Source organism: Pseudomonas sp. R43(2017), from assembly GCF_002112345.1.
In the GTDB taxonomy this organism is placed as follows: Bacteria; Pseudomonadota; Gammaproteobacteria; order Pseudomonadales; family Pseudomonadaceae; genus Aquipseudomonas; species Aquipseudomonas kribbensis.
On sequence record NZ_NEHJ01000002.1, the window covers coordinates 542,413 to 562,356 of the forward strand.

Genomic DNA, 19,944 nt, shown 5'->3' on the forward strand with positions numbered 1-19,944 from the left:
TCATCCTTGGTGGTCGGTGTGGAGGGTGGAGATCAGGCGGATCTGTTCTTCGTAGGCCTGGGCGAAGTCGCGGGCCAGCAGGCGCTCGCTCCAGTCATCGTCCTGACGCAGTGCGTGGTGGTAGCGGTTGAACGCTCTCCAGCGGCCACCGGAAGTGGCGAGCAACGGCTTGTTGTCGCGCTCGAAACGCAGGGTCAGCTGCTCCGGCGAGAAATGCTCCAGGGTGCCGCGCACCGCCGCACGGCTGGCGGTCAGCAGCGCCACCTGGTGCGCCTGCAAGTCGCGGAACGCACGGGAGATCGCCTGCTCGGCCGGCAAGTGGCCCGGCTTGTGCGGCTGCAACAGGATGTCCAGCGCTTCGCTCGGATCGACGGCGAATTTCAGCGGATTCTTGTTGGTACCTTGCACGGTGGTCTGGGCCAGACGCAGTTCGTTCTTCAGCTCGGAACGGGTGCGCAGGCTCTGTTGCAGACCGCCGATGCTCTGGCGCAGCAGACGTGCAGCGTTGACCGCCAGCGCCTCGCGCTCGTCATGACTCAGGCCTTTCAGATCGACACCCAGTGCCGCACCGAAGTGATCCCAGAAACCCTGTGGCTGACGCTCGACTTCTTTCGGAGCCGGCGCAGGTTCTGGCTTGGGCTCGACGATCAGCTCCGGCACCATCAGGCTTTCCATGTCGATGCGTGCGTAGTCGGCGCGCTGACGGGAGTCTTCCGGGTCGGTGGTCGGCGCGAGCATTTCCTCGAATTCCGAGTACACGCGCTCTTGCTGCTCCAGCGATTTCAGCGGGTCGAGGTCGAGGAACGCGTCGTCGGGAATGATGGTGCCGGCGGCCCGTGGCAGGCCTGCTTCACCGTCGAAGGTCGCCGGGTCGCGCACCAGTCGCGCACGAATCTCGAAGTCGCCGAGCACGTAGGTGCTGCCATGCTCGATGCGCACCGGTTCGCCCTTGTGCAGACGTGCGCCGCTGTCGCCGTCCTGGACACCGTTGCTGCTGGTGTCGGTCAGGAAGAACGTGCCCTCGCGATAACTCACGATCGCGTGGTGGTTGGACAAGTGACGCTTGCGGTCAGGGATGATCCAGTCGCAGTCCTCGCCCCGCCCGATCACGCCGCCGGCCTGTTTGAAGGTCCGCTGGCACAGCTCGGTGGGCACGAACTGCTTGGTGTTCAGCATTTCGAAAACCAATTCCATGTTTGATGCTCCTTGCGGTCACTTGCCGCGATTGACCGCCTGCGGATCACCCAATGGGCGGTAATCGTTATCGTTGAATTTGTAATTGCCGCTACAGCCGCCGAGGCCGCATAGAACGACGAGGGTCAGCAGGACAGCGTGCCAGTGACGAACAGACATCAGAGGGTCTCCAGGTGTAGACAAAGCACAAAGCGCCGACCCTTTCGGGCGGCGCTGATAGAAGCGGACGAGGTGAAACCGACGGACTTTTGCCTACCCATCGAAGTCACCCAGATTGATGTTCAAACGGCCGAGCCGGTACAGCAGCGTGCGTCGGGGCAGGCCCAGTTCGCGGGCCGCGAGCGTCTGGTTGCCGTCGTTCTTGCGCAGGCAATCGAGCAGCAACGTGCGCTCGACTTTCTCCAGGCGTTCGCGCAGGTTCAGGCTGCTGTCGTCCTCCAGCATCGGTTCCATGCGCAGGGCAAAATGCTCGGCCAGCAACTCGCCGCCTTCGCACAGCAGCACGGCACGTTCGACCAGCGCCTTGAGTTCACGGACGTTGCCGGGGAAGGTGTAACCCGACAGGTGCTCGAGCGCCGAATCGGACCAGCGCACCGGATCCCGCTGCAAATAGGCGCAGGCCTTCTCGGCAAAATGCTTCGCCAGATCGAGGATGTCGCCTTCGCGCTGGCGCAGGGCCGGCAGGACAATCGGGAATTGCGCGAGGCGGTAATACAGGTCCTCGCGGAATTTGCCTTCGCTGACCAGCACCGACAGATCGCGGTGCGTCGCAGCAATGATGCGCACGTCAATCTTGTGGGTATCGTTGGAACCCAGCGGGCGGATCTCGCCTTCCTGCAACACGCGCAGCAGTTTCGATTGCAGCGACAGCGGCATGTCGCCGATTTCATCGAGCAACAGCGTGCCGCCATTGGCCGCGTCGAACAGCCCGGCGCGGTCGCGGTCGGCGCCGGTGAACGCACCTTTGCGGTAGCCGAACAGCTCGCTTTCCAGCAGGTTTTCCGGGAACGCCGCGCAGTTCTGCACGATGAACGCCTGGGAACGGCGCGGCCCGCAATCATGGATCGCCCGCGCGACCACTTCCTTGCCGGTGCCGGTTTCGCCGCGCAACAACACGGTGTACGGGCTGTGCAGGACCTTGCTGATCAGCGAATAGGTCTGGCGCATGGCCGCGCTTTTACCGATCAGGCCGTAACCGCTGATGCTCGGCACGCTGCGAACCGCCGGCGCAACGGTGTCCACCGGTTGACGCAGGCGTTGCAGCAGATGCAACTGACCGAGCACGAAGGAGCCGAGCTGACCGAGGGAATCGGCAAAGCCTTTCAGGTCGGTATGACGACGGCTGGCACACAACAACAGACCCTCGACGGCCTTCTGTTGATTGACCAGCGGCACGCACAACAGCGACTGCCACGGCGTGGCCGACGCCGGCAGAAAACTGGTTTCGTGCAGGCTGCCGCCCAGGTCGTCGAGGCATACCACGCGGTTCTGGCACAGGGCGAACTGCAGCAATTGCTCGCCGTTGTAGTCCGCCGGCAGGCTCGCCGCACCTCGCGGTTGCAGCAAACCGTCGAGGCACTCGGCGTTCATCCCCAGGCACGTGTGGGTGGCATCGAGCAGATACAGCTGCGCCAATTCGCAGCCACTCAACCCGGCCACGCCGCGCACGAAGTCACCCAGCAGCGCAGCACCGTCCGCCGAGCGCGACAGGCTGGCGAACTGCGCCAGCAACGCTTCGGCATAGAGCAGTGGCTGCGGCACTTGAGTGAACATCACGCTCACCTCAGGCGAACTCGCAGGTCACGCTGGCTTCACCATCGAGCGTCGCATGCACACGCTTGAGGCTTTCACCGGTGGCCATGGCGTCCAGCAGGCGGTCGGCCACCAGCGGCAGCACGTGCTGGTCGAGCAAATGGTCGATCAGGCGCGCGCCGCTTTCGCTCTGGGTGCAGCGCTCGGACAGATGATCGACGAGGTTCTGGCACCAGCTGAAATCCAGTTGGCGACGGTTCAGTCGCTCGCCCAGACGACCGAGTTTGATCTCGATCAGCTCGCGCAGCACCGGGCCACCGACCGGGTAGTAAGGCACCACTTTCATCCGTGCCAGCAGCGCCGGTTTGAAGTGTTTGCTGAGCACCGGGCGAATGGTTTCTTCCAGCACTTCGGCGGTCGGACGCGCGCCGTCTTCGCAGAGGTCGCTGATCTTGTCGCTGCCCAGGTTCGAGGTCATCAGGATCAGCGTGTTGCGGAAGTCGATCTCGCGCCCTTCGCCGTCGTTGGCCACGCCTTTGTCGAAGATTTGGTAGAACAGGTTGAGCACGTCCGGATCAGCCTTTTCGACTTCATCGAGCAGCACCACCGAGTACGGCTTCTGCCGCACCGCTTCGGTGAGCATGCCGCCCTCGCCGTAACCGACGTAGCCTGGCGGTGCACCGATCAGGCGGGAGACGGTGTGCTTCTCCTGGAACTCGGACATGTTGATGGTGGTGATGAAACGGTCGCCGCCGTACAGCAGATCGGCGAGTGCCAGTGCGGTTTCGGTCTTGCCGACGCCGCTCGGGCCCACCAGCAGGAACACGCCGACCGGCGCATCAGGCTTGTTCAGGCCGGCAGCGGTGGCGCGCATCGAGCGATCCAGCGCGTGCACGGCTTGTTCCTGACCACGGATGCAGGTGCGCAGGTCGGTGGCGAAGCTGGCGACCTTGGCGTTGTGTTCACGGGCCAGTTGCGCCAGCGGTACGCCGGTCCAGGCGCTGATCACTTCGGCCACCAGACGCGGGCAGACTTCGAAGCTGACCAGACGCTCCTTGACCTGAGCGGCGGTCAGGGCGCTGTGGGTTTCGTTGAGTTGGGCTTCCAGCGCTTCGACGCTTTGGCCTTCTTCAACCTCAGCGGCAACGGTTTCGATCACCGTGCCTTCGGCGTCTTCTTCAACAGTCACTGTCGGCTCGACCGCCGCAGCTTCACGAGCCTTGGCCAGTTGCTGACGCAGCTCCAGCAGACGCTCGGCCAATTGTTTCTGCTCGGTCCACAGGGTTTCCAGTGCGACCATTTCGGTTTCGGCTTCGTCCAGACGCGCTTCCAGTGCCTCCAGCGCTTCGTGGTCGATCAGCAAACCGGCTTCAGCGTCGCGGCGTAGGGCCTGACGCTGACGGCCACCTTCAGCCAGCTCGCCACGCAGGCGCTCCAGGCTTTCCGGGGCGGCGGCGAGACTGATGCGCACGCGGGCGCACGCGGTGTCGAGGACGTCGACGGCCTTGTCCGGCAGTTGGCGACCGGCCAGGTAACGGGCGGACAGTTCCGCTGCCGACACCACCGCGTCATCGCGCAGGTAGATGCCGTGGCTCTTCTCGTAGACCTGAGCCAGGCCACGCAGGATGGTCACGGCTTCGCTCACGGTCGGTTCGTGCAACTGAACTGGCTGGAAACGACGGGCCAGCGCCGGGTCCTTCTCGAAGTATTTCTTGTACTCGGCCCAGGTGGTGGCGGCGATGGTGCGCAGTTCGCCACGGGCCAGCGCCGGTTTCAGCAGGTTGGCCGCGTCGGAACCACCGGCATTGCCGCCCGCGCCGATCAGGGTGTGGGCTTCGTCGATGAACAGGATGATCGGCTTCGGCGAGGCTTTGACCTCGTCGATCACGCCTTTCAGACGACGCTCGAATTCACCTTTGACGCTGGCGCCGGCCTGCAACAGGCCCATGTCCAGCGACAACAGTTCAACGCCTTTCAAGACCTGCGGCACTTCACCGGCGGCGATGCGCGAGGCCAGGCCTTCGACGATGGCGGTTTTACCGACACCGGCTTCACCGACCACGATCGGGTTGTTCTTGCGACGACGGGCGAGGATGTCGACCATCTGACGGATTGCGCCATCGCGGCACAGCACCGGGTCGAGTTTGCCGTCGCGGGCCTGTTGGGTCAGGTTGTGGGTGAAGCGCTCCAGCAGCGATTCGCCCTGGGAGGCCGGTTTGCCGTTGGCCGCTGCCTGAGGCTGTTGCGACAGGGCAAATTCTTTCAGGCGATCAATGTTCAACTTGGCGAGCAACGGCTGGTAGCGGCTGCCGGCGTAGCGCATCGGGTTGCGCAGCAGCGCGAGGATCAGCGCCGCGTCTTCCACCGAGGTCTGGCCCAGTTCAAGGTTGGCCACCAGCAGCGCGTCTTGCAGCCACTGCACCAGCTCCGGAGCGAACACCGGGTTGCGCGAAGCGCTGTGCTCGACCCGCGATTGCAGCGCGGCGCTCAGTTCGCCGGCATCAACGTCGGCATCCTGCAACGCACGGGAGAGCAGACCGTTCGGGCGCTCCAGCAGACCGAGCATCAGGTCTTCGACCAGAATCTTGCTGCCGCCACGGGCGACGCAGCGCTCGGCCGAACGCTCCAGATCGCGACGGGTTTCGGCGTCCAGCGCCTGGATGAGTTGTTGCAGGTCTACGTTGATCATGGCTCACGTCCTTAATGAATTTTGCTGCCCAGGGTCACCACGCCGTCTGCTTTCTCGCAGCCCAGCCAACTGGTCCAACCCAGGCGACAGTCGTTCTTCTCGCCAATGCGCAGTTCGCGGATTTCTTCCGGGCGCAGCACCAGGCGAATGTCGTAATCGAGCGGGTCACGCAAGGTGAACCGCACCAGCGCGCAGAGCGGCTGGTAACCGAAACCGATGGGCAGGAATTCGTGGAAGCGTTCCCAGTCGAGTTCGGTGATGTGAATGCGGAACTTGCCGCTGCGGTCGCGCACGTGTTCGCCCAGCACCAGGTCTTCACCCAGCACGCTGTTGGCGAAGCCGAGGCGGTTGCGCTGTTCTTCGAGGATTTCCACGCGGCGCTCGATGCACTGCTCGATGACCAGGTCTTCGTGCTTGAAGTAGTAACGCAGCACCGCTTCGATCAGCGCCGCCGAGTGGGCCCGCAGGCTGAGCAGGCCGAGGTACGGCAGCAGGCGTTTCCAGTTCAGTTCCTTGGCCCGGCGAATCTCGTCGCCACCGAGGCCGATCAGCGCAAACAGCTGCGACGAAAACGGGTCGACCGCGCCGCTCTGGAAGCTCGCGCGATAGCGGTATTTGCGCCAGATCGGCAGCATCAGCCGTTGCAGGCGATGGTGGAACAGATCGAGGAAATTGCGCGTCGGGTTGCCGTCTTCGCTGTCGCCCAGGGCCTGTTCGCCGTAGAACGCCGGCAGCGGCGAACCGGAACCGACCAGGCCGATCAGGTTGAAGCGCAGGCGCGCGCGCATCTGCCCGTGCTCTTCGAAAAACTCCACGCGGTCGACATCGCTGCGCGGAAATCCAAGGCTCGGGTTGGCCTGGAATTCCACCTGGTCGTACAGATCCTCTTCGCTCAGGTACGGGTGCGCCTCGCGCAGCCGGTCGATCACCAGCAGCACGGCCTGAAACAGCGAGTACTCGCGTATTACCTTCGTCAGCCCGCTTAAAGCAGGGGCTGCAGGCCCATACGTGGTGTCCATTGGTACACCTCTCCCTGTGTGCTTTTTACCCGCAGCTCGTGGAATGAATTGAGACTGGCGTAAAGCGCGAAAAACTCGTTGAGAACCGAGGCGAAGACGAACAGGTCGCCCTCACCGATATACCCTTCCGGGTCGATGGTCAGTTCGGTGCGCAGACCGCGCACCGGCAGGCCACGGTGCAGCCGGTCGACGTGGTGATGCTTGATCAGTTTCAGACCGCCGAGCAGGCGCTTGCTGACCTTCTCCGCGTGCTGGTCGTAGTAGCGCGGCAGGTCGTAGGTTTCGAGAATCACCTTCAACGCATTGACGTCGGCCAACGACAAGTAGTTGAGCGACATGTTGCTGATCAGCTTCCACAGGAAGTCACGATTCAGCGGCGGCGCGAAACTCGAAGTGGCCGGGGTGATGTTGCGGAAACTCAGGAACTCCGGGGTCTCTTCGCAGGCCATGCAGATCTGCCCGAGCTTGAGTTTGCGCGGCAGGTTCTGGTTGGTGCAGACCAGCTCGATCGACAGGGTTTCGTGGGCTTCGGTGTGGCGGATGCCGAAGCTCAGGTAGGTGTCGAGACCGTCATGCAGCAGCGACGAACGCTGGCGGATGCTGTAATGCGGACGGCTGTTGGGCACGTCGAAACTCGGGTCGTGCTCGAAGGATTCGAACGGCACGTACTCCTGATAACCGAGGCCGCCGGGCTTCCAGCCAGTCACGGTTTCCACCGAGAACACGCCGCAGTTTTCCAGATCGAATTCCGCCGGCAGCAGCAGGTATTCGTCCTGCTTGCCGTCGAGGCGGATCGGCAGCGCGTCGTGCTTGAACAGGTTGACGATCGGCGTGCAGAACAGCTTCACGTTATCCGTGGTCGGACGCATGCGCATGATGCCGCTCTTGCGGATGTCGAAGCGCAATTCCAGGCCGCGCATCTGCTTGAGAGTGTCTTCTGGCAGCGCCTTGAGAATGTCCAGGCCGTGGACATCGACGAACAGGAACTTGTCCTGGAAGGCGAAGTATTCCTGCAGGTAGCGATAGCCCCGGAAGGTGTTCAGCGGATACGGGATCAACGCTTCTTCTTCGGCAAAACCCACTGGCTTGACGCGGTCGCCCGGAATCTTGAACGCCATCGGCTTGCCGCTCACGCCGTCGATTGGCTTGCCGGCGCCGTCGAGGGGGATCAGTTCGATGCCGTCGAGGTTGCGCAGCAGGCTCAGGTAGAGCATCTGGCTGATGTAGCGCTCGCCGGCAAAGTGCAGGCGCAGCTTGCTCAGTTCCAGCTCGCCGAGGTGACCGTCGGCACTCATCTCCAGGCGCAGGCTGAGCAACGAACCGTCACCCTTCACCGAGTAGTTCAGCGCGGCCAGATCCAGCGCCATGACTTCGGTCGGGTAGCAGGTGCGGAAGCGGCAGCGCACGTCCTCGATGGGCACGCTTTCAATCGGCGTATCACGCTCGACCTTCAGCGCAGGCCCCGAACGCTTGAGCGGATCGAACTGCAGAATGCTGAACGCCGGCAGCGGGCGCATGTAGTTCGGCCACAGCAACTGCATCAGGGAATGGCTGAGCTCCGGCAACTCGTCATCGAGCTTCTGGCGCAAGCGCCCGGTCAGAAACGCAAAGCCTTCCAGCAACCGCTCCACATCCGGATCCCGCCCGGCCTGCCCCAGGAACGGCGCCAACGCCGGACTACGCTCGGCGAAACGGCGGCCCAGTTGGCGCAGTGCAGTGAGTTCGCTTTGGTAGTAGTGGTTAAAGGACACGGAGAGTTACCTGTTTATCGTTTTTTTCAAGAAAACCGGGTGGGTGATCAACGCCAAGGCGCTTCACGGGCAGAAAGCCCCGTCATCGAGCGTCCAGGAGCGAACTGCTTTCTCTTCGGTCTTTTCAATGCCTGCTATCGCTTTGCGCAAAGCTTGCGCATCGATGGTTTTACTGGCCGTTGGACTTTTCAGCATCAGGCTGTATTGGTCACTGATCTGATCGGATACGTCTTCGCCGAAGGATTGATAGTTGGCGACGGAGCTGCGCTCATTCGGAGCCAACGTGAAGCTGCGTGGTTGATCGTCGTAGTTGGAGTCGTTTGCCAACGTCAGCTCCAGCGGTACTCCACAAGTGTTCTGCAGGTACACGTCATTGCGATAGAGCTGTTGGACAGTGCAGGCAGCCAATGAAAGGCCCGCCCAGCTCGACATGCAGATCATTCCTGGCAGTTTCATGGGCAGATCGAAGCCTCGCGGATCGTCCACTCGCGCTGGGTTCCTTCAGTGACTTTCTCGACAACGGCCAGGCGCTGTTTCAACTGAGTAGCGTCAATGGATTTACTGCCCGCAGCGTCGTTGATGGTCAGTCGATAGTTGCTCGGAATCTGTTCGATAACGTCTTCACCGTAAGAGGCAAAGCTCGCCACGAGCGCACGAGCGCCTGCTGCAACGGTCAGGTTGCGATCCAGTGAGTGCATGTTCGAGCTGTTGGAAACCTTCATCTCGAGTGGCTGGCCACAACGGTTCTCCATGTACACATGGTTGTTGTAGACCTGCTGCGCTGCGCAGCCGTACAGGGAGACAAACAGCAGGATGAACCCGGCGAACCTAGTCATCGAATTCAACCCTGGCCAGCCAGAGCAGGCTTTTCACGTCTTGTTCAGAAGCGGCCATGCGCTTCTGCAGGCTGGCAGCCGACTGGGTGTAGCTGCTGAAGTAATGCATGACATCCACCTCCCCCGTGCTCGGTGTCGGATGGTTTGCCTTGGGGTTTTGCATCAACGTTGACGTTTCTTTGTGCGTCCACGAGTAATTCGGGATCAGTCCGCCACCGTATTCGTTGAGAATCAGATGCCCGAACTCATGGGCCGAGGTCTCTTTGAATTCTTCCTGTGCATAGTTGGCAGCATCCGCAGCCCCAAGGCCTTGACGCTTGACGAGTTGGTCAAAGGCATAGCCAGCGTTGTGGTAAACCTTCCGGGCGATTGCCAGGCTGGTCGAACGACCGAAGTCCGCTGACAACGAGTCAATCAAGGGGAAATTCCCGGCCTTGGGCTCGACGTTGACCTCGGCCTTGACCGTGACTTTGTAGACCCCTTTGCTGGTGGTGATCCCTTCGGCAATACCACCGCCGCGCGAACCATTGCGTGACCAATACAATTCGATGCCTTCTTTGGCCCAACCCAGCAAAGTGCTGAACGGCGTAGGCACCAGGCCGGGCGTAGAACCACTGCTGCCACCATCCGAGAAGCTCGGGCGCAGCGTCACTTCTACGGTCTTGGCATTGCGATCAATACGCGCATCGACCCACTTCACCTCTTCAGCCGAACAAGTGAGCTTCACTTCGGTGACTTGCTGCTTGCCCGCTCCGGTCGCGGTCAGACGAACTTTGAGGTTCGGGCTTTTCAGGATTTTGGTGTCGAGGATGCCGGCAGTGTCGTACCCATCCCATTGCCACGGGTGCTTGCCAGGGGGCAAGAACGGAGCGGTATTGGCTTCGGTGTAGACCGGCTTTTCGCCGTCCAGCACTTCCAGCTTCACACTGTCTGCCGCGTCCATCCGGTTCTCGACGACGAAGTCGACCAGTTCGCGGTTTTTCGATGTTCCGGACTTCAGTTCATCGAAGTCCGGTATTTCCAGCGGGGTCAAAACCGAGTTGCCACCCGACTTCAGACCCAGTCGGTATTCCAGAGCAGCGGCGACCGCAACGGCAGCAAGCCCCGAAAACGGTGCAGGCGTATGCGAATTCCCGATGATTACCGTCCCGGAGCCGGCAGTGACCTTGTTGCCATGGGCCCCGACTGAACCTACGGTGGCAGCTGGCTTGCCATTGATCAGAACCGTGGTCGCAAGATCGCCGACCAATGCACTGCCACACGCCGAAGCATCGCCCTGGCGGGCCGCCGGCAGGCCGTCGAAGAATACGTCGCCGGAACCGGCGGCGATCGGGTTGGTGCCGTGGCCGGGGAGCGGGCAAGCGGTGGGGTCGGATACACGTGCTGCGGGTTTGCCAGACATCGGGGTTCTCCTTAGGTGACCTTCACTTGACCGCTGCCATCCAGGCGCGCGGCGAAACTGACCTGACGCTTGAAGCCCTCGACTTCCAGCAGGCCTTCGATGCTGAAGGCCAGGCGGAGCTGGTCGTGGTCTCGCGGCAGGGAAATGACACGCACGTTGCTCAGGCGCGGTTCGTAGGCTTCGATGAAGCTTTCGATGGCCAGGCGGGCCTGACTCAGGGAGTCGTGCAGGCTCAGGCGCATGTCATTGAGATCGGGCAACCCGTAGTCGGACAGCGTTTGCACGCTGCCGGCCCGGGTGCTGAGCATTTTGGCCAGATGGGCAGCCACCGACGCCATGGCCGAAGCCTCGAGGCTCCTGCCCTTGCGTAGTTCCGCATCGCCGTTGAGGCGTTCGAAAAGGCTGCCGTATCCGTCCATGAGTCGCTCTTACTCTTTGTCCAGCTTGCCAACCAGCGACAGGGTGAAATCGGCACCCATGTACTTGAAGTGCGGGCGCACGTTCAGGCTGACGCGGTACCAGCCCGGCTCGCCTTCAACGTCGCTGACGATCACTTGCGCAGCGCGCAGCGGACGACGGCCACGTACTTCGGCGCTCGGGTTTTCCTGGTCGGCCACGTACTGGCGGATCCACTTGTTCAGTTCCAGCTCGAGGTCGGTACGCTCTTTCCACGAACCGAGTTGCTCGCGCTGCAGCACTTTCAGGTAGTGGGCCAGGCGGTTGACGATCATCATGTACGGCAGTTGGGTGCCGAGCTTGTAGTTCAGCTCTGCAGCCTTGCCTTCTGCGCTGATGCCGAAGAACTTCGGCTTCTGCACGGAGCTTGCGGAGAAGAACGCCGCGTTGTCGGAGCCTTTACGCATGGTCAGGGAGATGAAGCCTTCCTCGGCCAGTTCGTATTCACGACGGTCGGAAACCAGAACTTCGGTAGGAATCTTGGTTTCGATTTCGCCCATGCTTTCGAAGTGGTGCAGAGGCAGGTCTTCAACGGCGCCGCCGCTCTGTGGGCCGATGATGTTCGGGCACCAGCGGAACTTGGCGAAGCTGTCGGTCAGCTTGGTACCGAACGCATAAGCGGTGTTGCCCCACAGGTAGTGCTCGTGGCTGTTGGCAACGTTTTCCTTGTACACGAACGATTTGACCGGGTTCTCTTCCGGATCGTACGGGTTACGCAGCAGGAAACGCGGAACGGTCAGGCCAACGTAGCGGGAGTCTTCCGAGGTACGGAAGCTCTGCCATTTGGTGAATTGCGGGCCTTCGAAGTGATCTTTCAGATCCTTCAGGTCCGGCAGGCCGGTGAAGCTTTCCAGACCGAAGAATTTCGGGCCGGCAGCGGCGATGAACGGTGCGTGGGACATGCAGGATACGCTGGCCACGTACTGCATCAGTTTCACGTCCGGCGAGCTTGGGGACAGGTAGTAGTTGGCGATGATCGCGCCAACCGGCTGACCACCGAACTGGCCGTATTCAGCGGTGTAGATGTGCTTGTACAGGCCCGACTGCATCACTTCCGGCGAATCTTCGAAGTCGTCCAGCAGGTCGTCCTTGGAGACGTTGAGGATTTCGATCTTGATGTTTTCGCGGAAGTTGGTGCGGTCGACCAGCAGCTGCAGGCCACGCCACGACGATTCCAGCGCCTGGAAGTCCGGGTGGTGCAGGATTTCGTCCATTTGACGGCTGAGCTTGGCATCGATCTCGGCGATCATGCGGTCAACCATGGCTTTCTTGACCGGCTCACCGTTGTTCTGCGGCTTGAGCAGCTCTTCGATGAACGCCGACACACCGCGCTTGGCGATGTCGTAGGCTTCGTCGTCCGGCGTCAGGCGGGTTTCGGCGATGATGCTGTCGAGAATGCTGTATTCGCCGTTTTCGGCGGCGTTCTGTTGTGCTGCGCTAGTGCTCATTGTGTTGGCTTCCTTGGCTGCTGTGGGCTCAGGCGTCCGGGGCTGCGGCGTTCAGGCCCAGCTCACCGAGTACGCGACCGCGGGATTCGTCGTCGGCGAGCACGCCTTCGATGGCTTTACGGAACGCAGGTGCGTTACCCAGCGGGCCTTTGAGGGCCACCAGCGCATCGCGCAGTTCCATCAGTTTTTTCAGCTCAGGCACTTGCTCGACCAGGCTGGCCGGGTTGAAGTCCTTCATGGAGTTGACGCGCAGTTGCACGGCCAGCTCGTCGGCCTCGCCATCTTCCTGCAGACGGTTCGGCACGCTCAGCGTCAGACCCAGCTCTTGCTTGGCCAGCACTTCGTCGAAGGTCATCTTGTCGATGCTGATCGGCTTGCGATCCTCGATCTTGCGATCGTCCTTGCGGTGGGTGTAGTCACCGATTGCCAGCAGCTTCAGCGGCAGTTCAATCTCTTCCTGAGCACCGCCGGTGGCGGGTTTGAAGGTGACGTTGATGCGTTCCTTGGGGGCTACCGAGCCTTCTTTGGCCATGGCTTTTCTCCTTGCGGTTGTGGCCCTGGGGCCTATTCGAGTACCACTTCGAGGTCGAGGTGGCACAGCCTGCGATAAATCTCTTCCTTGCGTTCACGTACGGCATGGTTCTGCGGCAGCAACTCGCAGCAACTGTGCAGCAGGTGCAGCACTTCCAATGCAAGATCGGGCTCCCAGGCGTGCAGGCCTGAGTCCTGTAATGTCTGATCGAGGGTTTCGAGCTGGTTCTTGGCGAGTTCGTATTTCTTGGCCAGGAAGCACAGCCGCGCGAGGGCGAACTGCCAGAAGAAGCGTTCGCGGCCGCCATGGGCGGACTGCAATCCTTGCTTGAGGATCTGCACCGCTGGCTTGAGGCCTTCCTTGCGCAGGATCGGCTGGACTTCTTCCAGGGCCTTTTCCCAGGCCGGCTGGGTTTCGACGTTCTCGTTTTCGACCTTGCGCGGCGCGCTGGCGCTTTGCAGGTGCGGCATGACGTTGCCCGCGATCCACGCCCGGGTGGACGGATCGGCGAACGGCGCGCCGTCATGGAAGCGCAGCTCGATGATGCCGGGCAGGCGCTGAATCAAAAGCGCGAAGTGGATTTCCACTTCGCGCATGGCCAGCTCGGCGTTGAGGTTCTGGAGACATTCCCAGACCATCCTCTGGCCATCGAACCAGAACGGCGCCTTCGCCAGGCTCGCCTCCAGTTCCACCAGCAGGTCGGCGTATTTGCCCTGATCGAAACGGTCCTGATACTGCTTGAGCTTGTCCACCGGAAGCCCGCGCAGCACGGTGATCTGCTCGGCGTTGCGCTCGGGCACCGCGTCGATGGTCATCCACAGCAAGGTGCGGTTGAGGCGCAGGGCCCGCAGGTCAGTGGCCTTCTGCTTGAGCCACCAGGCGCACAGCGGGCGGGCGCTTTCCTGCTGGGCGCGGAGGGCCTTGTGGGCTTCTTTCTCGTTATCGATCGGCGCACCGGGCGCCAGCAACTGGCTGGCGGCCTGTTTGACCTGTGCCACCGCCGCGCCCACTACGCCGGGCGCCGGCTGGTTGTCGGCGGCGCGCTGGATCATGGTTTTCAGGCGGCGGGAAAGCGGCAGCAACAGCGGCGCGTCATCGCCCAGATGTTCGGTGCAGGCCGCGTCAAGACCGGACAGGTGCTCGGATAACTGCCGGAACATCGGCAGCTGTTCCTTGATCGCGATGTTCTCGGTGATCACCTGCTCCAGACGCGGCACCAGCCAGCCGATGGCAGCGGCCCGGGTACGGGGCTTGAGCGGGTGAACGTCGGCCCAGTTATTTTCCGACAAGTGGTGCAGCAAACCGAGGCCGGCGAGCAGTCCGGGGAAGGATTCACGCTGGTACAGCGACCAGGTCAGCCAGGCGCCGACACGTAGATCCTTGGATTGGGTGCGCAGCAGGTTTTCGCTGTTTTCGCGGATTTTCAGCCAGTCGACCTGCCCGCTTTCGTGCATCGACGAGGCTTTGGCCAGCTCGCTTTCCAGCGCCTCGAATTCGCTCGAGAAACGAACGTCTTCGCCCGCAAAATTCTCTTTGGAAACAGAGACTTTAGCGAGTTCGAGGTAATGGGCGGAAAGTTTGCTTGAGTAGGACATCCATGGCCTTTATTTGGATTACGGTCGTACGCCTATTGGAGTTGCAGCGGCGCGGGGACAGTATCGAAGAGCATTGGGGAAACTCATCCAATTGAGTGTGTGCTCTTTCAAGTGCGCGCATCGTAATCACAATGATGGCCACTAGCAAGCATCCGATTAAACAACAAGACGAACTGTTCATTGGGGTGTGTAGGAGATCGCCCTATATGTCGCAGGGGTTTCCCTGATATCGGTTTATATTTCGCATTTTCGGCCTCCTGCCCCGTAAGCATTGATCTAGAGCGCCCAGTGAAAGCCAGCAACAGTGGTGGCACGGCCGTTCCATAAATACGGATGAAAGCATGACAAAAACGGAAAAAATTTGAAGTAGGACGCTTCCGAAAATACACGCTCATCTATTAACAAATGACTGGCGACAACAGCAAACAATAAAAGTGCCATCAATTTGATGGCAATTCATATGTTGAATATTGTTGGAATACCTGCACAGACAGGACTATCGCAAGGTTTCCTTATCACCTTGAATCACTTTCCCACAGGCATTTCCCACAACCCTGGCGCTGTTTTACAACGCGGAATGTTCCGACTTAAACCAGGGACTCTTCTTACATAAATTTGTTTCACGCCTTGTTAGCGTGCCGGGCAATGTTCGCGTGCGCTGACCAGGGAGGGTTTCGACATCACGCCAAATTTCCCTCTCTGCTTAAGGACAAGCGCATGTCTGGAGCTGTCAGTTCTGCGCGCTTTACGCTGCAGATCCCCGCCGTTCGCAACGACTTCAAGGTGTTGGCTTTCGAGGGTTCCGAGGCCGTCAGCACGCTTTATGCCATCAAGGTAGAACTGGTCTGCGAGGTTCATGATTTTGACGTGGAAGGTTTGCTTGGTCAGCCGGCGTTCCTGTGCTTCGGACTGGATGGCGAGGGTATTCACGGGTGCATCGAGGATGTACAGGCCGGCGAGTCGGGAAAGCGCCTGTCGCACTATGGCCTGACACTGGTTCCAGTCCTCCACTATTTGCAGTTCAGTCACGATCAACAGATTTTCCAGAACCAGACTGTCCCGCAAATCATCACCCAAGTGCTCAAACGTCACGGCATCCTTGCCGATGCGTTCAGGTTCCATGTCCAGACCTTGCCACCACGCGCGTACTGCACCCAGTACGGTGAAAGCGATTTCGAGTTCATCCAGCGCCTGTGCGCCGAAGACGGCATCGCATGGCATCACCAGCACTCGGTGGAGAGGCATTTGCTGGTGTTCACCGATGACACGGTGTTCCTGCCGACATTGCACGCAACAACCTACCGGCACGACAGCGCGATGGTGGCGGAGCACCCGGTGGTCCACCGGTTTTCCTGGCACGCCCGAACACGTACCAGCCGCGTCACCCGTCGGGACTACGACCTGAAGCGCCCGCACCTGTTGCTTGAAAGCCGCTTTGTCGCCGATTTCACACCCGGACTTGAGGACTATCGCTATCCGCTGGCGATGGAGAACGAAAAGCGCGGCAAACAACTTGCCCGTCAGGCCCTGGAACGCCATCGCGCCGATTATGAAACGGCCGAGGGTCAGAGCAACCAGCCAACCCTGCGCTGTGGCCACCTGTTCGAATTGACCGAACATCCCCGCAAGCAATGCAACGGACTGTGGCAATTACTCGAAGTCACGAACACCGGGCGACAACCTCAAGTTCTGGAGGAACACGCCACAAACGAAACCACTACTGCAGACGGTTTTACCCAGGGATATCGCAACAGCTTCCGCGCCATACCTGCCGAAGTGGTTTTCCGCCCACAACTGCCTGCGCGCCGGCCACCGTTGGTGAGCCAGACGGCTCGGGTAACCGGGCCAAAAGGTGAAGAGATCTACTGCGATGAGTTCGGTCGCGTGAAGATCGAATTCCACTGGGACCGGGCAGAGCTGAACTGCGAACGCAGCAGTTGTTGGGTACGAGTGTCGTCGAACTGGGCCGGAAACGGTTTTGGCGCAATGACCCTTCCCCGCGTCGGAATGGAAGTCGTGGTGACCTTTCTGGAGGGCGACCCCGATCAACCACTGATTACCGGTTGCGTGATCAACAAACTCACGCCCGCGCCTTACAGATTGCCCGAGCACAAGACCCGCACTGTACTGCGCAGTCGCAGCTCACCCGACACCGGCGGCTACAACGAACTGACGCTTGAAGACCGTGCCGGCCAGGAACTGGTTTACCTGCGCGCCCAACGCGACATGGAGCGGCAGATCCTCCATGACAGTCGACTGGAGGTCGGACGCGATCGACGGGAAAGCATCCAGGGCAGCAGCCAGACATCTGTCGGCAAGGTCATTGCCGTCGAAGCGGGACAGCACGTGCAGATCAAGGCCGGTGCCAATGTGGTGCTGGATGCGGGCGCCAGCATCACGCTGAAAGCGGGCGGTCATCACATCGTGATCGACGAGGGCGGGATCTTCAGCAGTACCGAGATTGTGATGGGTGGCGAGGTATCCAGGGATGAATCTGCCAAGCGTTTTGCGTCGCAGGCCACGGGTAATCCGGCAGCGAGACAGACGAACGCCTCGCAACCCTCCCCAGAGGAAAGCGAGCTCGAAGAAGAGGAAGAAGAAGTCGAGCTGGAGGATGAAACGCCTGCCGGGATTACGTTGCGGATTGGCGTGTTTTTCGATGGGACGGGGAACAACAAGGCCAACAGCGAAACGGTCGCGGCTTGCTATGCGCCAGATGCCAACCTGGCGGAGGCGGCCGAAGAGATTCAGAAGCACTGCGCCGCCCATGGGTACGACGGGAATGGCAACTCGCCGGATAACAGTTATGGCAATGATGTGAGCAATATCGTGCGGTTGCATGAGCTTTATACGGACCATGCGTTCGAGGTACTGCCGGAGAAAACGAAACAGGCTTCCTTGCGCGTATACATCGAAGGCATCGGTACAACAGCTGATGGAGGCGATTCACTTTACGCACAGGCAACCGGCCGAGGCGAAACGGGTGTCCTGGCTCGTGTGGAGCAGAGCCCTGAAAAAATCATGGAGCAAATTCGATCACTGATTGATAGCAACCCCAACGCGCTAATAGAAAAAATCGAGTTCGATATTTTCGGCTTCAGTCGAGGCGCCGCCGCTGCACGGCACTTCGCAAACGAAGTGCTCAAAGGCAAGCGCAGCATTCTTGCAAAGGCGCTGCCAGCGGGCTCTCCGTCTTTATCCAGTAGCTTTGACTGGGATCCACAATCCTGTATCGGCATCAATTTCATTGGTCTGTTTGATACCGTCGCGGCAATCACCAATCCATGGTTGTTCGACTTCACAGGCGCTAACAGCAGAAATCCCGGGCTGGACTTGAAGCTGCCGGAAGGTTGCGCCAGCAAAGTGGTGCACCTGGTGGCTCGTGATGAATATCGCGAGAACTTTGCCCTTAACAGCCTGGGTGAGATTGATCTGGTATTACCCGGCGCCCACTCGGATCTGGGAGGTGGTTATCTGCCCAGAGCCAAGGAGAAACTTCTGTTGAGCAGTCCGGTCACCAGCACCATCAGCCGAAGCCACGAAGCGACCCGTAGCGCAGCCTACGTCGCTGCCGAAAAGGAGGCGTTTGCCTGGTATACGAAAGGCGTCATCGAAGATGACGCTCCAGGCAATCAACTGCGGGTCGCACTCTGGGAGACCCCTGTAATTCAACGATTGGAAAGGGGCAGATCCACACCGGATCCCCAGAAGCGGGTTTATGCTGCGGCCATGATTGAACGCCCGGTACACGGTGAGTTGTCGCTGGTGTATTTACGCATCATGCGTGAGCTGGGGGTCAGACATGGTGTGCCATTTGAAGCGATTGACAAAAACGATTCAAAACTTTCGCTGCCTGAGGAACTGATCCCGATCCACACCAAGCTTGAGGCTTATGCGCTTGGAAATTCATCCGTTGAGGGACTGACCATCAAAGAACGGGCTTTGTTACGCAGTCGCTATATCCATCTTTCTGCGCACTGGAACGCAGCCAAAGATTTCAACAACAGCGACATAAGCATTGTTTTCATAAACCGACCGACAAAAGACAAACAACGAGTGATACACCCCCATGAATAAATTCACTCGGTCCATCAAAAAAAACACGGGATTCGTCTTCGGATTGCTGTTGGTACTTTGCAGTCAAAGCCACGCACAACCAATCACCAAACGGCCCTGGTACCTCGGCTTCGGAGCACCTGCCTACATGGAGGTCTGGATTGAAACGGCAGACGTGGTGGATATACGTGAACGTGTGTTCAAACGCGCCGGCGCCGGGATTGTCTCGGTAAACACCCCAGCCGACAACAAGGGCAAGCCTGCGGGCTGGCCAGAAAACCCCGGTAGCGGCTCGGGGCGTCACGTCACCGGAGCCGATCTCCCCCGTTTGATCTATGTGCGTTGGCAATCCTTGGCAGAGCCTCAAACCTATGAGGCCTACATTGTGATTCCCGAATCTGCGCGGGAAATCATGCACAAACCGGAAAAGGCGTACTGCAGACTGGATGGTAAATGGATCACGGATTACCGCGACCGCGTAACTATTGGCTTGGCGCCCGGGGGAATTGCCAAGGTGTGGCTGAGGGGGCCGTGCTTGAAGCCAGTAGAAATTACCCGAGTCGAAGGAACTATCAATCCCAAAGGTCCCTATGACGGTAAATCCGGAGGTAAACATCGACCTCTCAAAGACGCATCCAAAACCTACATCGAAAAATACGGCATCCCCTTCGGGAGCTGGTAAGGCATCCAAACACCCTCCAGTCACTTGCCATGTGCAATCGCTGCACAAAGGGATCCATAAACAATAAAAGGGAGCTTTAAAACCAACATGAGCGGTAGACACAATAAACAATCAATATCGGGGATTGGATGCGCACTGGTTGTCATGCTGACGCTCACAACCAGCACCTCTGTTCGAGCGGAAGGCTGCGTTGGTATTGGATGCCTGGTGAACGGTGGTCCCCTGGAGTTCTCAATGCTGACGGGTATCGGCTTGCTTTTCACAGTGGCGGGACCGTTCATTTCAACTTCGGAAGCCAGTGCAAACAAATCCTCGAAACATTACACCCAGGCCCTGATAGACGATGCAGCCACACATCTGGCGACGGAGGGCGAATACGAAAGCCCCATACTCGAGTCCGAATGGCATAAATACCTGAAATCTTATGGACACCAGCCAAGCAAGAACGAGTTTGCCAAGATGGTATTGGCTACCTATGAGTGAACTGCTAGAAGCAGTATCTGCGGTCACCCGATTATCGAGCGCCGTCTAC

15 protein-coding genes and 1 pseudogene are annotated in these 19,944 nt (G+C 59.9%); 3 read left to right on the plus strand and 13 right to left on the minus strand.

Going from position 1 to position 19,944, the window contains the following annotated elements; genetic code table 11:
* The 13 genes and pseudogenes from tagH to tssA all read right to left on the minus strand — a co-directional run bounded on the left by tagH (window position 1) and on the right by tssA (window position 14,674).
* Window positions 1–1,194 carry a type VI secretion system-associated FHA domain protein TagH gene (gene tagH / locus CAG02_RS07100; RefSeq protein ID WP_085708836.1) on the minus strand — a complete coding sequence of 398 codons (1,194 nt, stop codon included), beginning with the start codon at window positions 1,192–1,194 and terminating at the stop codon, window positions 1–3.
* A gap of 18 nt (window positions 1,195–1,212) precedes the next feature.
* Window positions 1,213–1,353 (minus strand): hypothetical protein, encoded by a 141-nt coding sequence (locus tag CAG02_RS07105; RefSeq protein ID WP_003229566.1) that lies wholly within the window; start codon window positions 1,351–1,353, stop codon window positions 1,213–1,215.
* Window positions 1,354–1,446: 93 nt separating this feature from the next.
* Entirely contained in the window at window positions 1,447–2,967 is a 1,521-nt protein-coding gene (locus CAG02_RS07110) for a sigma-54-dependent Fis family transcriptional regulator (protein WP_085708835.1), read from the minus strand.
* 10 nt (window positions 2,968–2,977) lie between these two features.
* A complete protein-coding gene (tssH, locus tag CAG02_RS07115; protein ID WP_085708834.1) occupies window positions 2,978–5,635 on the minus strand; it encodes a type VI secretion system ATPase TssH in 2,658 nt (885 codons plus the stop codon).
* Window positions 5,636–5,646: 11 nt separating this feature from the next.
* On the minus strand, window positions 5,647–6,654 hold the full coding sequence (gene tssG / locus CAG02_RS07120; RefSeq protein WP_085708833.1) for a type VI secretion system baseplate subunit TssG: 1,008 nt from the start codon (window positions 6,652–6,654) through the stop codon (window positions 5,647–5,649).
* Window positions 6,618–8,405 carry a type VI secretion system baseplate subunit TssF gene (tssF, locus tag CAG02_RS07125; RefSeq protein ID WP_007954380.1) on the minus strand — a complete coding sequence of 596 codons (1,788 nt, stop codon included), beginning with the start codon at window positions 8,403–8,405 and terminating at the stop codon, window positions 6,618–6,620. Before tssF ends, tssG begins: the two co-directional genes overlap by 37 nt.
* A 63-nt stretch (window positions 8,406–8,468) precedes the next feature.
* Window positions 8,469–8,891: a hypothetical protein gene (locus tag CAG02_RS07130; protein ID WP_256576832.1), complete on the minus strand. Its 423-nt coding sequence runs from the start codon at window positions 8,889–8,891 to the stop codon at window positions 8,469–8,471.
* Entirely contained in the window at window positions 8,858–9,241 is a 384-nt protein-coding gene (locus tag CAG02_RS07135; RefSeq protein ID WP_085708832.1) for a hypothetical protein, read from the minus strand. The genes CAG02_RS07130 and CAG02_RS07135 overlap by 34 nt, the downstream gene beginning before the upstream one ends.
* A 1,108-nt stretch (window positions 9,242–10,349) precedes the next feature.
* Window positions 10,350–10,643, minus strand: a pseudogene (locus CAG02_RS30000) (PAAR domain-containing protein); the annotation flags it as partial.
* Between the two features lie 11 nt (window positions 10,644–10,654).
* The gene (tssE, locus tag CAG02_RS07145; protein ID WP_085708830.1) at window positions 10,655–11,062 is read right to left on the minus strand and encodes a type VI secretion system baseplate subunit TssE; all 408 of its coding nucleotides are present in this window, start codon (window positions 11,060–11,062) and stop codon (window positions 10,655–10,657) included.
* Window positions 11,063–11,071: 9 nt separating this feature from the next.
* Window positions 11,072–12,547: a type VI secretion system contractile sheath large subunit gene (gene tssC, locus CAG02_RS07150; RefSeq protein WP_085708829.1), complete on the minus strand. Its 1,476-nt coding sequence runs from the start codon at window positions 12,545–12,547 to the stop codon at window positions 11,072–11,074.
* 28 nt (window positions 12,548–12,575) lie between these two features.
* On the minus strand, window positions 12,576–13,079 hold the full coding sequence (gene tssB / locus CAG02_RS07155) for a type VI secretion system contractile sheath small subunit (protein WP_003229587.1): 504 nt from the start codon (window positions 13,077–13,079) through the stop codon (window positions 12,576–12,578).
* A 32-nt stretch (window positions 13,080–13,111) separates the two neighbouring features.
* Window positions 13,112–14,674: a type VI secretion system protein TssA gene (gene tssA, locus CAG02_RS07160; RefSeq protein WP_085708828.1), complete on the minus strand. Its 1,563-nt coding sequence runs from the start codon at window positions 14,672–14,674 to the stop codon at window positions 13,112–13,114.
* 717 nt (window positions 14,675–15,391) lie between these two features.
* Here tssA and tssI point away from each other — a divergent pair.
* From tssI to CAG02_RS30005, 3 genes are all read left to right on the plus strand, one after another.
* Window positions 15,392–18,751, plus strand: coding sequence for a type VI secretion system tip protein TssI/VgrG (gene tssI, locus CAG02_RS07165; RefSeq protein ID WP_085708827.1), 3,360 nt, complete (start codon window positions 15,392–15,394; stop codon window positions 18,749–18,751).
* Window positions 18,744–19,412 (plus strand): DUF2931 family protein, encoded by a 669-nt coding sequence (locus CAG02_RS07170; RefSeq protein ID WP_085708826.1) that lies wholly within the window; start codon window positions 18,744–18,746, stop codon window positions 19,410–19,412. The genes tssI and CAG02_RS07170 overlap by 8 nt, the downstream gene beginning before the upstream one ends.
* A gap of 234 nt (window positions 19,413–19,646) precedes the next feature.
* On the plus strand, window positions 19,647–19,895 hold the full coding sequence (locus CAG02_RS30005; RefSeq protein WP_256576831.1) for a hypothetical protein: 249 nt from the start codon (window positions 19,647–19,649) through the stop codon (window positions 19,893–19,895).
* Window positions 19,896–19,944 lie beyond the last annotated feature (49 nt).

Bases quoted from the DNA above. Each gene is read 5' to 3' on its own strand.
- tagH (WP_085708836.1), bottom strand. From the start codon at position 1,194: ATGGAATTGGTTTTCGAAATGCTGAACACCAAGCAGTTCGTGCCCACC.
- CAG02_RS07105 (WP_003229566.1), bottom strand. From the start codon at position 1,353: ATGTCTGTTCGTCACTGGCACGCTGTCCTGCTGACCCTCGTCGTTCTA.
- CAG02_RS07110 (WP_085708835.1), bottom strand. From the start codon at position 2,967: ATGTTCACTCAAGTGCCGCAGCCACTGCTCTATGCCGAAGCGTTGCTG.
- tssH (WP_085708834.1), bottom strand. From the start codon at position 5,635: ATGATCAACGTAGACCTGCAACAACTCATCCAGGCGCTGGACGCCGAA.
- tssG (WP_085708833.1), bottom strand. From the start codon at position 6,654: ATGGACACCACGTATGGGCCTGCAGCCCCTGCTTTAAGCGGGCTGACG.
- CAG02_RS07135 (WP_085708832.1), bottom strand. From the start codon at position 9,241: ATGACTAGGTTCGCCGGGTTCATCCTGCTGTTTGTCTCCCTGTACGGC.
- tssE (WP_085708830.1), bottom strand. From the start codon at position 11,062: ATGGACGGATACGGCAGCCTTTTCGAACGCCTCAACGGCGATGCGGAA.
- tssC (WP_085708829.1), bottom strand. From the start codon at position 12,547: ATGAGCACTAGCGCAGCACAACAGAACGCCGCCGAAAACGGCGAATAC.
- tssB (WP_003229587.1), bottom strand. From the start codon at position 13,079: ATGGCCAAAGAAGGCTCGGTAGCCCCCAAGGAACGCATCAACGTCACC.
- tssA (WP_085708828.1), bottom strand. From the start codon at position 14,674: ATGTCCTACTCAAGCAAACTTTCCGCCCATTACCTCGAACTCGCTAAA.
- tssI (WP_085708827.1), top strand. From the start codon at position 15,392: ATGTCTGGAGCTGTCAGTTCTGCGCGCTTTACGCTGCAGATCCCCGCC.
- CAG02_RS07170 (WP_085708826.1), top strand. From the start codon at position 18,744: ATGAATAAATTCACTCGGTCCATCAAAAAAAACACGGGATTCGTCTTC.
- CAG02_RS30005 (WP_256576831.1), top strand. From the start codon at position 19,647: ATGCTGACGGGTATCGGCTTGCTTTTCACAGTGGCGGGACCGTTCATT.